The sequence below is a fragment of the Haladaptatus halobius genome (genome assembly GCF_020618475.1).
Taxonomy (GTDB): Archaea; Halobacteriota; Halobacteria; order Halobacteriales; family Haladaptataceae; genus Haladaptatus; species Haladaptatus halobius.
In genome coordinates, this window is the sequence record NZ_CP085340.1 from 295,510 (window position 1) to 309,651 (window position 14,142).

The 14,142-nt window shown below is 54.6% G+C and carries 11 protein-coding genes and 1 pseudogene; 5 read left to right on the forward strand and 7 right to left on the reverse strand.

From position 1 onward, the window contains the following. Positions 1-332 precede the first annotated feature (332 nt). Positions 333-506, reverse strand: a pseudogene (locus tag LIW51_RS34805) (transposase); the annotation flags it as partial. Continuing rightward, positions 507-1,820 (reverse strand): MFS transporter, encoded by a 1,314-nt coding sequence (locus LIW51_RS34810; RefSeq protein WP_227380117.1) that lies wholly within the window; start codon positions 1,818-1,820, stop codon positions 507-509. It lies immediately after the preceding pseudogene. Between the two features lie 1,035 nt (positions 1,821-2,855). Between LIW51_RS34810 and LIW51_RS34815 the strand changes: the two genes are divergently transcribed. Further along, positions 2,856-3,764 carry a class I SAM-dependent methyltransferase gene (locus tag LIW51_RS34815; protein WP_227380118.1) on the forward strand — a complete coding sequence of 303 codons (909 nt, stop codon included), beginning with the start codon at positions 2,856-2,858 and terminating at the stop codon, positions 3,762-3,764. Positions 3,765-3,983: 219 nt separating this feature from the next. Here LIW51_RS34815 and LIW51_RS34820 read toward each other — a convergent pair whose 3' ends face one another. Further along, positions 3,984-4,433, reverse strand: a complete 450-nt coding sequence (locus LIW51_RS34820; protein WP_227380119.1) for a hypothetical protein — start codon at positions 4,431-4,433, stop codon at positions 3,984-3,986. 342 nt (positions 4,434-4,775) lie between these two features. Further along, on the reverse strand, positions 4,776-4,979 hold the full coding sequence (locus LIW51_RS34825; RefSeq protein WP_227380120.1) for a hypothetical protein: 204 nt from the start codon (positions 4,977-4,979) through the stop codon (positions 4,776-4,778). A gap of 412 nt (positions 4,980-5,391) precedes the next feature. Between LIW51_RS34825 and LIW51_RS34830 the strand changes: the two genes are divergently transcribed. The 4 genes from LIW51_RS34830 (at position 5,392) to LIW51_RS34845 (ending at position 8,113) form a co-directional block, all read left to right on the forward strand. Then, complete coding sequence (locus LIW51_RS34830; protein WP_227380121.1) at positions 5,392-5,781, forward strand: plasmid mobilization protein; 390 nt, start codon at positions 5,392-5,394, stop codon at positions 5,779-5,781. A gap of 186 nt (positions 5,782-5,967) precedes the next feature. Next, entirely contained in the window at positions 5,968-6,171 is a 204-nt protein-coding gene (locus LIW51_RS34835) for a hypothetical protein (protein ID WP_227380122.1), read from the forward strand. 766 nt (positions 6,172-6,937) lie between these two features. Then, complete coding sequence (locus LIW51_RS34840) at positions 6,938-7,237, forward strand: putative quinol monooxygenase (RefSeq protein ID WP_227380123.1); 300 nt, start codon at positions 6,938-6,940, stop codon at positions 7,235-7,237. Between the two features lie 639 nt (positions 7,238-7,876). Beyond that, a complete protein-coding gene (locus tag LIW51_RS34845; RefSeq protein WP_227380124.1) occupies positions 7,877-8,113 on the forward strand; it encodes a hypothetical protein in 237 nt (78 codons plus the stop codon). Between the two features lie 242 nt (positions 8,114-8,355). On the opposite strand, the gene LIW51_RS34850 is transcribed toward LIW51_RS34845, so the two are convergent. The 3 genes from LIW51_RS34850 to LIW51_RS34860 are packed head-to-tail and all read right to left on the reverse strand — an operon-like array spanning position 8,356 to position 13,911. Then, entirely contained in the window at positions 8,356-9,726 is a 1,371-nt protein-coding gene (locus LIW51_RS34850; RefSeq protein ID WP_227380125.1) for an LVIVD repeat-containing protein, read from the reverse strand. 29 nt (positions 9,727-9,755) lie between these two features. Then, the gene (locus LIW51_RS34855) at positions 9,756-11,309 is read right to left on the reverse strand and encodes a S8 family serine peptidase (RefSeq protein WP_227380126.1); all 1,554 of its coding nucleotides are present in this window, start codon (positions 11,307-11,309) and stop codon (positions 9,756-9,758) included. A 43-nt stretch (positions 11,310-11,352) separates the two neighbouring features. Then, positions 11,353-13,911 carry a S8 family serine peptidase gene (locus LIW51_RS34860; RefSeq protein ID WP_227380127.1) on the reverse strand — a complete coding sequence of 853 codons (2,559 nt, stop codon included), beginning with the start codon at positions 13,909-13,911 and terminating at the stop codon, positions 11,353-11,355. Positions 13,912-14,142 lie beyond the last annotated feature (231 nt).

The window sequence follows — 14,142 nt, forward strand, 5'->3', positions numbered from 1 at the left end:
TCACTTCCGCTTAGTCATAAATGCGGCAGTAACGAAGACACCACCACTTCCAGTGTAATCACCAGATAAAAGCGCTCTATCTGCCGGAAACAGCCATCCGATAGTTGATAAAGTATATACCGCGATATAAAATTGAATCCCTGGAAGATGAGATTACACCCAGTATAGAGAGCCCAGAATGCACAATTTCAGCCGATTTAACCAATTCTGACCGTTTCAAACTGGAGTTTGAATGCTAATATTAGTTGGTAGTCCAACTTATTCAGGATTAAACGGCTTGTCGAGCGAGAGCTGTCGCTCAGTACCTAACATTCGCTCCTCAAAACACAGTTCTAGCCGATACCAGTTTGCTTCAGCAGTGTAAGAACCGTGTTTGCCGTCATAACAGGCGATCGCTCATACTTGCCGGTCACTTCGATCTGTACCAGCAAATCAACAGCACGCCAAATCGAGTACAACAAGCACGCGAATGCAAAGTAGAAAAATCGCAACTCAAAGTTCTTCGTTTACTCTGAGCTTCTCACTTGTGAGGACGACGTCTCACTTCTAACGAACTCCATCCGGTCAATGTTATCTACGGCCGGTAGACGGCGTAAGTGCGGACGAAGTGTAAAGAACAGACTGACGAACGCAAAGCTGAACGCAGCGACTGCCATCGTCGGAACGACCCCGAAGGTACTCCCTGCAATTCCACCGAGGAGCGACCCGAACGGCACCGTGAGAGTTGCTATGCTCGCATCAACAGACGTGACCCTGCCAAGGAGATCCTTAGGGGTGACCGTTTGTATGAGCGTCTGGCCCATCACGTTCGTGACACCCATCGGAACTCCTGTCAGAGCAAACAATACGACCGTCAGTGCCGGCCAAGGTGAGTAGACCGCGACGACCCACATGACGAATCCGATTCCGAGTCCGACGATTCGGACGGAGCCATACCTGATGTGGGTCAGTCGGGAGGCGACCAGCGCGCCGGTGAGCCCCCCGGCCCCGATTGCCCCGAGTAAGGCTCCATAGAGTATCGAGCCACCACGAGCAGCTGCGAACCCTGGGAGAACAGCGAGCATCACACCGGTGCCGAAGTTGGTGACCGCTGTGGTGAGCATCATTTCGGTAAACACTGTCCCTCGAAGCCACTGCACTCCATCTCGGAGGTCAGACAGATACCCCGAGACATCGATTTCAGCCGCTTCGTCAGTCGTATCGGGAGGCCTGGGAACCCGGACACCGACGAACGAGAGGACCGCTACCACGAACGTGATCGAATCAAGAACGAACAGAGATACAGCTCCAACCACGGCGATGAGGACTCCACCAAGCGCATCGAACACCATGTTCGTCCCTTGGTTAGCGAACGAAAACGCCGAATTGGCGCGTGTCAGTTGGCTCTTAGCAACGATTCGAGGGAGCGCCGCGTTCTGAGCGGGGTAGACGAACTGATTCAGGAACGAGAGGAGCGGGATTGTTACCAGAACCAGCCCGACAGAGAGGCGGTCGAAGTAGGCCGCGACAGGTATTGATAAAATGAGAACGGCCTGAATGAGTTGCGTCCAAACAAGGGTACGGATGAGCGGCCATCGGTCAACAAGTGGCCCAGACACGAACTGAAGTGCTGGCGGCAGGAGAAGTAACGCGCTAGCGAGACCGGTGTAAAAACTCGATCCCGTGAGGTCGTAGACAAGCCATGTTCCAGCGATCGTGTAAAGACTATCGCCAGCGTTCGTGACGAATCGCCCGAACAATAGTTGGAGGAAATCCCAGTTGTTCCAGAGAGAAGATGCGTCTGTGTTCGTGGCATCCGCTACGTCCTCTTGCTGGCTCATACCCACGTCCCCGATGAGGTGTGCGTCTTCTGACTGTCGACGGCTCCTAGCGATATCTCCCAGTCACTGAGATCGAGGATACAGTTCTGAGCGTTGAGAGAGACGACTGCCGGTTGTCTATCGAGCGGTGCTGGTTCGGGGTGCGAACCGATTCGCTTTCGAGTGGGCTTCTGGCCGCTGTAGACCAGAGACCCAGCGACTGTGTGCATTTGTGTTGATGTTCATTGTTGAGGAAGTGCGACTACGGAACCCGTAGTGAGGTGAGGCGACCCGAGTGCTGCTGCTACGCGATGGTCGCTATACGGTCGCGATTATCGCAACAAGAGGAATGAACGGACGAGCAGCCAAATGGGTCATGCGAGGGAGTTGAATCAGTTCACGTAGATTAAGGACTTATATGTACCGGCTGAGTGCAGTCGCGACGATCACACTCATGCGTTGAGCACGCCGGTCGCAACTTCCATCACTGCTTGGGAGTTGAGACTACAGCGGGTTCAACGGGTCTGTGATGCGTGATTTTGAACGAATTGGTGAATAGGAACTGCTTCAGATCAACCCTCAAACAGTCCTTTTTGCTCACTAACAACTACTTCGGTTGTTTCCCGAGATTACTGCCAGTGTTGCTACTCAGCAAATCGGCGTTCGCCCGGAGTGAGCAGTTTTCTACCCGATTTCGGTCTGCCTTTTCAGCAGCGTGAGTGTGTTGTCGGCCATCACGATCGGCGAGTGCTCGTACTCGCCAGCCATAGCGGCTTGTATGAACAAGATAAAAATATGAGAGGCGAAATGACTAAGTATTGACCAACGGATCTCTGAATATGGTATCCGTTTCCTATCTCATGCGGTGGCTGACTTTCTGGGAAGCGGACAGTGCCAGTAACGCGGTTTTCCGAGCGTCACTCGGCTAATCGGGTGCGGGCGCTTCCTTCGCTTCTTTGGCTTGCACTACGTGCTGAGTACCTCATAACCCACAAACCATGATACAAACTACCGACGCGATCGAAGTATCGGCACATTGTTTGAAAGAGATCACGAATGACTGACAATCACCACGACAGAGAAGGTCAAACAGCAGATAGTGATCACCGCTACCCGGAAATCCATCCCAAGCGGTACTATGACGATCTGCACGAAGATGAATGGGAACGACTCAACTCGGGAGCAAAAGCCCGTTTGGAGTTCGAAAATACCGTCGACTATTTAGAGTCACATCTCCCCGATAAGGGGCACATTCTCGATGCTGGTGGCGCTGCTGGTAGGTATGCTATCTGGCTGGCAGAGCGGGGATACAACGTGACCCTCACGGATATCAGCAACGCACAACTCGATCTCGCTCGGAAGAAGGTTGCTGAACATGGCGTCGCTGAACAGGTAACCGTCAAGTATGGCGATATTCGGGATCTACCCTTTGACGAGAGAAGATTTGATGCAGTGTGCTGTCTCGGTGGCCCGCTTTCGCACGTTATCGATCCGGCAGAGCGACAGTGTGCTGTCCGTGAACTGTCCCGTGTTGCCACCGTGGATGCCCCTGTTTTCGTCTCCGTGATGGGCTTCATCGCGGTTGTCGAGCGGATGATGCAGGTCGCACCAGAATTCGAGCAAGGTGTTCGTCAACTCCCTGATCTCCTGGATTCACAGACGTATTCGGCCGATCTCCTCGCTGCGACAGATGTCGAGGATCCAACGTTCGTCGAGTGTCATTTCTTCCGGGCAGATGAACTTCGACAACTCCTCTCGAAGAATGGGTTCTCTGTCGTGGCGATCGCAGGGCTAGAGGGTGTTGCATCAAACTTCGAGCAGCCACTTGAGGATGCTTCCGACGAGGCACTTACATATATCCGTGAGATTGTCCGGGAGCGCTCCTTTCGGGAAGACCCGACTGTAGCAGATATGTCAAATCATATCTTGGCAGTCGTCTACGCAACCGAGGATAGTCAACCATAAGACTGGATAGCAGATCAGAGAAACTGGAAATCTCGATTTTTCTTTACAGACTGAAGATGAGTCTCCAGAGCTACAAATGGCTATAAGTTCGCAGGAATGCTGAGCGGCTATTTCGACTGTTGAAGGGCGTGTTACGAAAACAACAAACGATGCACCTACTGTGCGTTGAGCACGCCAGTCTCAACTTCTGATGGTATGAATGGCTATTAGTGGAGTAGACTATTCTACGGGTTGGAGTGATTCCATCGGCTCCGTGAGACGGCCATACACATATCGTGCACCTATTCCAACAATGAAGGCTGTTGATCCGATGACGACGGTGTAAAGCCCGACAGAAAGAAGGAAAGTATTGATCGCCCCGATTATTGTTGGTTCTCGGCCGAGTGGCGCATCCGTGAGCGCAAATGAAAGGGTGAATGGGAGCAATCCAGACCCAGCAAGAAACCAGCTCAGAAGGACTCCACCATTGAGATAAGCGTTCACCGCGGCACTGCTAAACGTGACGACAACGAGTAATTGAAAGTAATGTGTACTCGAAAGCCAGTGGCCAATAGGCGTGTAGATAAGTACTGCAAACAGAAGTGCGATCACCAGACCAACACCTAAGAAACCAGCCGACACACGGAGATCCCGACCAAATAGAAATGTGTACACACGAGCTTCTACCATGAGTACATAATATTAGTTCAATAACATAAGCTTTCTCTGCTCCGTAAGTTCTACGTACGTCACTAAAACAGACTTACTCGCAATTACTCTTTGAGCTGATTTGAGAAGATCACATACATTGAGAGCATCAGTCTCAACTCCTAACCACTAGTAAAGAGGAGACTACCGTCGGTATAGAGGCCGCAAGACGCACGATTTCGACTGATCCACCGATCTGCAACCATCTCAAACCGGAGTTCAGAAGCCAATTCTATTTAGTATTCTAACTCTTCCACGGTTTGAGGACTGTTTGAGCCAAAGATATCGCTCATCCACGGGCGTTCACTGTGTTATCCGACGGTTTCAGCGAACCTTGTCCGGGGCGTACGCGAGATACACAATGAGGGCGCCCAATACCACAGCTATAAGCGCCGCGTAAATGCCAAAAGGCACCCTTTCACTTCTCTCTATTACGTACTGGCCTATCCACAGACCGATACCAGTGATTAGGAGGCCAAATATCCCGAGTAGGATGCGAGCCTGCACGTAGCTACTTGATTGGTTCATAAACTACATTCGTGACAAAGACTAATATCTGTTAATCCTAGTCTCGAAACCTCTATCCCACCAATTCCCGCTGATGATGCACAAGGGATCACCTGTGCGCTTTCCCACTAGTGGCAAGTCGCCAAGAATCGCTTCGTAGTTCCTGGCTTGGAAAGGGGCTGTGCATTGAGTGTGGTGATTTCAACTTTTGTGAAGGTGGGAGAGGTGGAAAGGGGTAAGGAACAACCGGTCTGCGCGTTAGTACTACATGCTAACCTTGAAAGCAGGGGCGAAATTCCCCGCCCTTCGAGCTTACGCCGGCCCGATAAGGCCAGCACCCCAACGCACACACACCCTCCCTATAGGCTTTGTGCTGATGGATGACGTGCGTCTGACTGAACACTAAGCGGTGACAGCGTAATACAGCACTCCAATGAAGGGTTTCAGCATCAGATTCCCGGAGGATGAACTCGAAACGCTGGATGCGGAAGCTGACGAGCAAAATCTGTCCCGGTCAGAATACGTACGTGAACTGTTCCGTAACCGCGACGGTGACAGCGACGAACTCGCCGAGTTACGAGACGAACTGGAGCGGTTACGTGAGAAACACAAGCAATTACAAGACGAATACGAGCGGTCACAGAACGAACGTGAGCGACTGAATCGGAAGCTCACAGCCGCGTTGGAACTCAAAGAGGAGAACGATGAACTAGTTGAGTACGTTGAACACGAGCGAGAGGTCCAGAAGCGTCGCGAACACTCCCCGATATGGACTCGTGCAAAGTGGTGGGTACTCGGTCGTCCGGAAAAAAGCGCGGACTGACGACAACACGGATTCCTCTCCAACAAAAAGGATAATAAATCTGGTGGTGATGGTCATTGCCAGTCAGTTGATACTTTCGAGTCGAGCCCGTTGGGTGGGAGCAGATTGCGAAATCCCTGATGGGACAATAAGAAGGAGACCGGTGCAGCGGCGCGGCACCGGTTTATACATAGCTAATCAAATAACATGAATTTAAGTGCGAAGATAATTTTAATCCTCAAATTTCAAACCGAACTCGATCGGGTTCATCGTGAGAAACGCCACGTGCTCGCCCAGCGCGAGGAGAACCAAGAACTCAAACGCTACGTCGAAGACGAACTCACATGGCGTGAGCAACCACTAGCGACACGGTTGCGGTGGTGGATCTTCGGTAAAGAGGGGAGTGAGTGACGCCCGCTGTCAGACGCACGTGCGACTTGTTTCGTGTGGAGAGTTCACACGCAGACTGCACTGAGTTCGCCTGCAACCATGCCCGATTCGATCGGCTCACGTCTTCAGTTGAACATCCTCACCCCACCGTTCCCTGTAGAACCGAGAAAAATGCGGTAGCTGCTCGCACGTGGAACGAAAAGCCTATGGGACGGATCTTCATCAGCCAGAAATGGTCCTCGATCAACACGCTCCCCCCATCCCTTCCCTCTGTTCCCCTTAACTGCTTTACAGAGGATTGCGCAAGCGGGGCTGTGTAGGCGAGCGTCGATGTGTGTGTCTCCGCGCTCCCTCTCCCGGGACGCTCGCCGTTTTCCCCAATGCATGTACCGCGTATTATTATGCGCTTGATTAAGTAGAGTAATCTATGCTTATAAGCAGAAGAAAACCGATAATAGCAAAAAGACAATTCCACGATGCTAGTCGTGTTAGATGCCTGTACGACGTATTTCGAGTAGAACACCTACAATGAGAAGACAAATACTGCGTTTCGCTACACGGGGATAAGCCTCGCCGATAGAGTGCTGAGTGACAGAGGTGCTGATGGCTAGTATAGTATTCTAACTTTGAATTCCGATGTACCTTTTTGGCTCTGTTAAAATCATTACCGGATGACAAGAGGAGCGTGCTGCATACAGAGGATAAATCCACCTTGGCGAACCTGTGCTATCGTAGTCCGCGGTATCTTTATACGCCCACAAATCCTACATTATAATTGGTGTAGAATATGACGTACCTACTTGGAAAAGCCTCTGTGGAGGACTTCAAGGCGTGGAAATCGGCGTTCGAACGGTTCGATTCCTTCCGTACTGACCATGGACAACAGGGGTATCAGGTCTTTCAGAGTGTGGACGATCCAACTGAGATCGTCGTCCTCTTCGAATGGGCTGATGACGAAGACCCTCGTGCGTTCTTCGCGTCCGAGGAGATGCGTGAGCGATTGGCAGAGGCAGGCGTGAAGGGGCGCCCCGAAATGACCGAGCTTGAGTTTATCGATCAGAGGTCAGCTCAGCACCCGTCTGCGTAAATCCACAGACGGATGCACCTGCCTTCTCGTTCGACGGTAGCATCACTGTCCGTTTAGTGTTTTTAATCGGTGAGAGTTTCTCCAGGAACTATTTACGCGTTGTATCACTTGCACACGTGCTGAAACCCATCACTATCTGAGGATTTCAACAAAGCCACCGTTTTCACAAAATACGAACGGGGGTGGTATCGAACCACCGGGGCCACGACGTGGCCGCCATCAACTATGCGAGAACCGCCACATATGATGGTGCTTCTACCAACAAGCAACCCGTTCTCGTCTGGAAATCCCCCGAGAGGCGGAACCGTAGGAGAGCGGTGGAGTGGCTCCCCCACGCTAACCATGACTATTGGACCAGTCGTAACGCGACGTGCTTCTCTGTGATCGAGGCGTCCACTGGGGACTAAGTTCAGTGCGACGCCCGCAGTTTTTCCAATGAGCGCGTCGAGTATTGTTATAGAGTGCCTGAAAGTGAAACAAAAATAACGAGTGACCCCCGTGATCCCACAAGAGATCCCGCTCCTTCGGGGGTCAAGCAGCTTTTTCGCAGACGCTATCGTGATTACTCTCACCCAACCCACCACGAACGGTTACCGCTGTTTAACTGTGAACTGCTTGTCGTATAGCCGGAAGTTCACCATGAGCGCACTCAAAGTACTCATCGCACTCGCGGTCGCCGTGACCATGGTCAGTGGCGTGACTGCCGCAGACGATGGCGGTGACGCGGTTGCCATACAGTCGAACGACCAAAGCAATTCAAACGCCCAAGTCGGCAGTGCAAGCGCCGAAAATTCCGCCGAGCAAGAGCAGTCACAAGAAATTGACCTTGATATAGACTTCCTCGATGATGGGAGAGATGTCGGTGGCAGGGGATAATCACGGCTAACGATTTCCTGCGAAGCAGGTGAAGCACCCGGCCGGACTATCGCCCCAGAGGTCGCTCTTCGGGAGTGATCATCTTGGTGGTTAGTATTCCGTACTAACCTACGACGGTTCGAAAACGTCCACCTCAATACCGAGCGCGTTGCTCGCGACGTCCTCGCCGAACAGATACGTCTCCTAGTCATCGCGCTGGTGAACCTCGTCGAGACACGGCTGGCACAGTTACAACTAGGTGGCTATAGCGGCTTTTCCATCGTCGAGGAGAACACCTCGCGGAAGCTGAGGTGGGTAGTTTCGTCCGTTGATTTGGTTGTATTGCTTGGGGTCTTATGCGACCCGCTGTTGAGTTCGAGCACTACAACTCCTTTGCCGATGTCGCTGCCGACCGTGTAGTAGGTTTCGCCCTGCTCGTCTGCAAGGTTTTCGGCCGTCCAAAACGCGATGCCATCGGGTGCGAAGGCCGCCAGTTCTGTGGGGTTCGTGCAATCCGAGATGTCGTAGGCCCGGATACCACCCTGGTAGAAGCTTGAGAACAGCTTCGTTTCCGTCACATCGAAGTTGTGTGAGGTGAGCAACGCATCATTGGGCTGGTTCGGCGCGGGAATGTACGCGATGTGTTCCTTGGTTGGCGTCGCCTGCGAACGGCTTCCACTGTCCCCATAGATGGCCATGCCCCCGTCCGCGATGGTCGCCACGTCGTTCGTGTCGAACACTCGAATTCCGCCGTGATCACCCGGGATCACTGTGACTTCGTTGGGCCCAGGGAACGTCTCTGCGCCAACGAACGTGTAATCGCCGCTCGGCGTCGGCTGGACGTAGTGGGCATTCGTCTTCTCTCCGCCGATGTACCGCTGATAGAGTTCGACGGTCCCGTCGGGTTTCATGTCTGCCTTCTCGGCCGCACCGAAGTGGGCGACCGCCCGCGGATTTCGCTTGGTGGTGACGTCGACGACCACTACCCCAGCATCCCAATAGCAGAGATACGCGAGGCCGTCCTGGACGAAGATATCGTGGATGGGGTTGATCCCTGCCTTGGCCATATCCGGTTGGACGTCACGAAGCATCCACGCACCGCGTGACCCACGCTCTTTTCCTTCGAGGCTCGTCGGGTTCGTCGGATCACTGATGTCGACGATGACCATCCGAGAGTGTCCGAAGTCATCGTTGATACAGAGGTATGCATAGTCGCCCTCGATGAAGTGGTTGTGGACGTGACTCGCGGCGCTATAAAACGATAGGAATTCCGGGTTGGCAGGATCGTTCACGTCGAAGAAGCTTACGCCGCCCTGCCCGCTGTTGGCCGTCAACCCTGCAACATCGCCATCGACTTTTACGTCTGCTGTGTCACCCGCGTGGTCGCCCTCGACCCGGGCGCGCGTCTTCGGAAGCGTCGGCTCTCTCAGGTCGACCGTCGTGATCGCCCCGGCCGTTGCAACGTAGGCCCACTGGCCTTGGACGACTGCCTCCTCAGCGCCGGGAGCCGGTCCCGTCCCAACGAATTCGTAGTTATCGTATGTCGTCTCCGCTGCAACTGCACGTGCCGCGAGTGCGGTACTTCCCACTGCGATGCCGGTCGTCTTGATGAACTCGCGTCGGTCGAATGTCATTGGTGGTATCGGTATCGGTTGAATCGTCGTCAGTTGCTGATGATCGAGTCACTCGCTTCCGCGAACGTCGCCCAATCGCCCGTCTCGGCCCGCTCGGCTGCAGCGACGGCGTCGACGAATCCGGTCCCGATGTTGATGGCTGTGTATTGATCGGGATGGTATTTCGTCGCGGTCGCCTCGACCGTGTTGATCACGTCTATCGGGTTGGGTGCGCCGGCGTTGTTCTGCTGGTAGGCGTCGATGATGAGCGTCACACACCCTGCTGTCACCGGACAAGACATGCTCGTGCCACTGATTTTCCCGTACCAGAGTTCACCGTCCTGTTCGTTCGGATCACCCAGACTGGGATAGGCCTGCAGCGCGTCGGCTGGCGAGAGCGTGCTCATCACGAGATTGCCGGGTGCGCCGACGTCGTTACGATAGACGCCATAGGGTCGTGACGGTTCCTCGGCACTCTCGTAGTTGTAAATATCTTTGATGTTTTCTAGTGCCGTCTGGCGGTCATAGTTCGAGGGACCATCGAAGTCACGCGGTCGTCCACGCGAGGAGAACTCCGTCACGCGGCGATTGGTCTCGGGGGTCGTTTCGTCGAACGTCGCGGCGACGCCGATCGTGTAGGGGAGTTTGGCGTGTTGGCTGAGCGTCTTCTCGCCAGGACCACTGTTACCCGCCGAGAATAGCGGAATGATCCCTTCCTGAAACGCGTACCACGCCGCGACGTTGACCGGTTCGTGCGGGTCGACGTCTTTGCCGTCCGTAACCGGCCCGTAGGAGTTCGAGACGACCTGAATATCAGTCTCTCCGTTTCGCTTACGTTCGATCAGGTGATCCCACGCTGAGACGACGTAGACCAGCAATAGTGTGGCTCCGATACTGTAAACAGTGAGGTCGGCGTCGGGAGCCATACCCTTGTATTGGCCATCACTCTGAGTACCGTCGGCAGCGATGCTCCCGCCGGTGTGGGTGCCATGACCGTTCTCGTCGGTATCGGCTGGCTTGACGTTTTCCCACGTGTACGGCTCGTCTTGCGCTTTGGGGACGCCAACGAACTGCCAGTTTGCCTGGAGATTGTTCACGAGGTCGGGATGATCGCCGTCAGTGCCAGTATCAAGGACGGCAGCGTGGACGGACTTACCAGTGTAGGGCCGATTCAGCCCGGTACCGTCTTGGACGGATTTAGCTCTAGTTAATTCGCGCGCATCGTCGTTATGCCACTTCAGTTCTTTGTTCGCGTATACACCCTGAACGCTCGGCCAGGTGGCGACGGTTCGGATCTGCTCGCTGGTCAGCACTACAACCCCGATCGGGAGGACATTGAACTGGTGGAACCCATCGACGGCGAGCGTTCCGAGCTTGTCGACATCGTCGTTACGCTGGAAGACGACCAGCGCCTCGTGTTCCGCGCTAGCGTCGCTCAGGTCGAACGTGTCGTCGATGGTCGCCGAGGTGCTGGTGGTGGCCATAGCCGTCCCGCTGAACGACGCGACTGCTGTGCCGGTACCGACCGTCTTCAGGAACGTGCGTCTATTCCATCGACTGGTGGGTTTCTGGTCGGTCGTCGGAGAGTCTGTCTGTTTCGTCATGATCTTGATTGGATTGGTGGTGTGGTTGTGAGTCGTGTTCAGCTCAAACGTTCGTATCCTCGCCAACGACGGCGTTCGTTTCGGAGGTGCCACTTACCGCTATCCACTGGCGGTCGCTCCGTGTTTTGTCGACGTCGGTGGTGACCTCTACGGGTCCGAACTCGTAGTCGCCGGTCTGGCTCGGTGCTTCTGCGAAGTAGGTGTAACTGTGGTTGGTTGTGGCATCCTCCCCGTTCGTGACACCGTCGCCGTTCCGGTCGAAGTAGACGAAGTTGGATAGGCCGTCGGGTGCGGGGACGACTTTCGACACGTCGCTTGGCTCTTCGAGCACGTCCCATTCGCGCGGAACTCGATCCCGCACGATGATAGGCGTATCCGCGTGAATCTCGATATCGATTTGGTCGGTCTGGCCTGCCGTGAAGGCCGAGCCGTCGTCCGTCCGGGTTCCGCGGACAATCAGATCCATCACAGTTTCGACCGAGAGGTCGACGTGCGCCTGGACGTCGAAGCTATTGAACACGCCGGGAACGTCGACCAATTTTGCGGCCACGTAGTACGTCCCCCCATCGGTAATTTCACCCTCGTCATTCGTTTCAACCGCCGTGAACTGTACCGACGCGTTCCCTTCGATCCCCTGCTCCTTTGCAACGATGTTCGGCTCGCCGTGTTCACTCGGATGTTCAGCGTCGTAGACGAACAAATCGATGTGTGGATTGCCCTTCGCTGCGGCCTTGTTCCCGCCAGAGAGGTGGCTGAAGGTGACACTCACCTCCAGCACGCTCGGATCCGGCGTGACGTAACCCGCGACCGCTCGGGAGTCGTCGGGGATGTAGAGTCCGACGGTCTCGGCGGTCGTTCCTGACAGCTCGCGTGAGACAGCGTCGACTGCTGTGTCGGGATTCACCCGCCCGTAGCCCTCGTACGGATCTCGGCCACCGAAATCGTATGTCGGAGTGTGTGCCTTGTGATAGGGGGCGGCAGTGAACGCCGTCTCGCTCGCGGTTGCCAACAATACCTGTTTGAGGCGCATCACATCGTCGAACGTCATCTCAGCGGGCTCTGGCAGTGCGATCGAAGCCGGTGCATCGACCTCCATCGCCTCCGCAATCAGGCCAACGGTGCCATTTGTGTATGGACTTGCCATCGATGTACCCGCTTTCTCGATATAATCGCGGACGGGCGGCTGTTCGCTTTCTGGTTGACTCGGATCACCATTTTTCGCCGCATTGATGAGGTCGGTCGTCGCTCCGCCCGGTGCAGTCACATCGGGCTTTAAATAGTAGTTGAGTTCGTCCTCGTCGACAGCGCCGAGGCCGCCGCTTGAGTAGTCAACGATTCCATCGAAGGGGCCAGTTGCAACGACCGACACAGCCTCATCTGCGACCGCGGGTGCGCTATTGCCGTTCGCGGGCGTGTTGCTATTCCCCGCAGCCGCGACGGTGAGGATTCCACAGTCGGCCATCTGCCGAATCGCCTCAACGGTTGTCGAAAGGGTACCGCCAACGGCACCGATCGGAGCTCCACCCAGATATCCCCAGGACATATTGATCGAGCGGAGGTTGAACGTTTGAGCGAACCAATCGGCGTTCGCTCCTAGATCGAGCGTTGGATCGCTTAGTCCACCGAGACCAACGAGCCCCTGATTCGGAGCAACGCCACTATGCAGCGATCTGCTGCCAGTCGCTGTGCGATCGCCGGTCGTAGTCTGTGGATCATGGAATGCTCCGACACTGACCCGGTTCACGCGTCCTGTCGCGGCTGTCTCACCCGTTTTGGGTCGGATGTAGACGGTATAGGTTGCTATACCAGACTGGTGAACGGTTGGCGTTTCGGCGATAATGTTGCTGCCATCGAGCCCTTTGTCATCGATGACAGTTGCGTCGCTTTCATGAAAGTCGGTTTTATCAAGCGTCCGTCCGTCAGGGCCCTCAATAACGAGCCCGATAAACTCACCGTACGCACTACCGAAAACACCCGTTCCAGCCTCCGCTTCAACCTCGTATGAGAGGAGATCGCCGGCAGCAAGGATTGCGTGCGGTTCATCCTCTTGGATGGTTTCGGGATCGATTGTACTTGCACGGCCACTACCGGCCATAATAGAGGAAACGTGCGACCCGTGTCCGTTCTGGTCGCGAGGTTCGCCTTCGAGATCGCCGTAACTATCGTTTGCGTCATACCAGCCGAGAACTTTTGATGTTTGCGGGGTGATAGTATCCGGATCAACATCCGCAAACGGGTCGTCACCTCCTTTGAGGAACGGGTCACCCCACGGATGTTGGTGCTGACCGTCCCCATCGGGATCCTTATTCCCGAAACCAACGAGGATCCCGTTCCACGGACCGAGATCCGGATGGCGTGCGTCGATCCCCGTATCGGTAAAACCGATCGTCCGGTCGGCACGCCCACGATAGCCGCGCTCCCACACCTTGCTCGCCTCCCATACACGCCAATTGAGGAACGGTTCGTTCACACGTGTTGCACCGACCGTGTTCGCCGTTGCCCCAGCACCAACAACTCCAGTCCCTGCGATTATACCGGCGCTTTTCAGCAGCGTGCGCCGAGAAACCCTTGCGTCGTCTTCGTTTATCGAATGTTTGTTCATTATTGAATCGACACATCTACGTAGTTTGCAACAGTGAAAGAAGGTTCTGACAAAACCATCCAAACGTGAGAGAAACACTCTATCAATTTCATCCCGAATCTCGGTTTTGGGACGGTCAGCCGTACCCGCGTTTTCGAAGTGGGGAGACCGATTCTAAACGCACCGAAGTAGCGGAAATTCAACTCATCGAGCTGAAATAAACATCTCTTCAGCTGCTGTAGTATTAGTTGT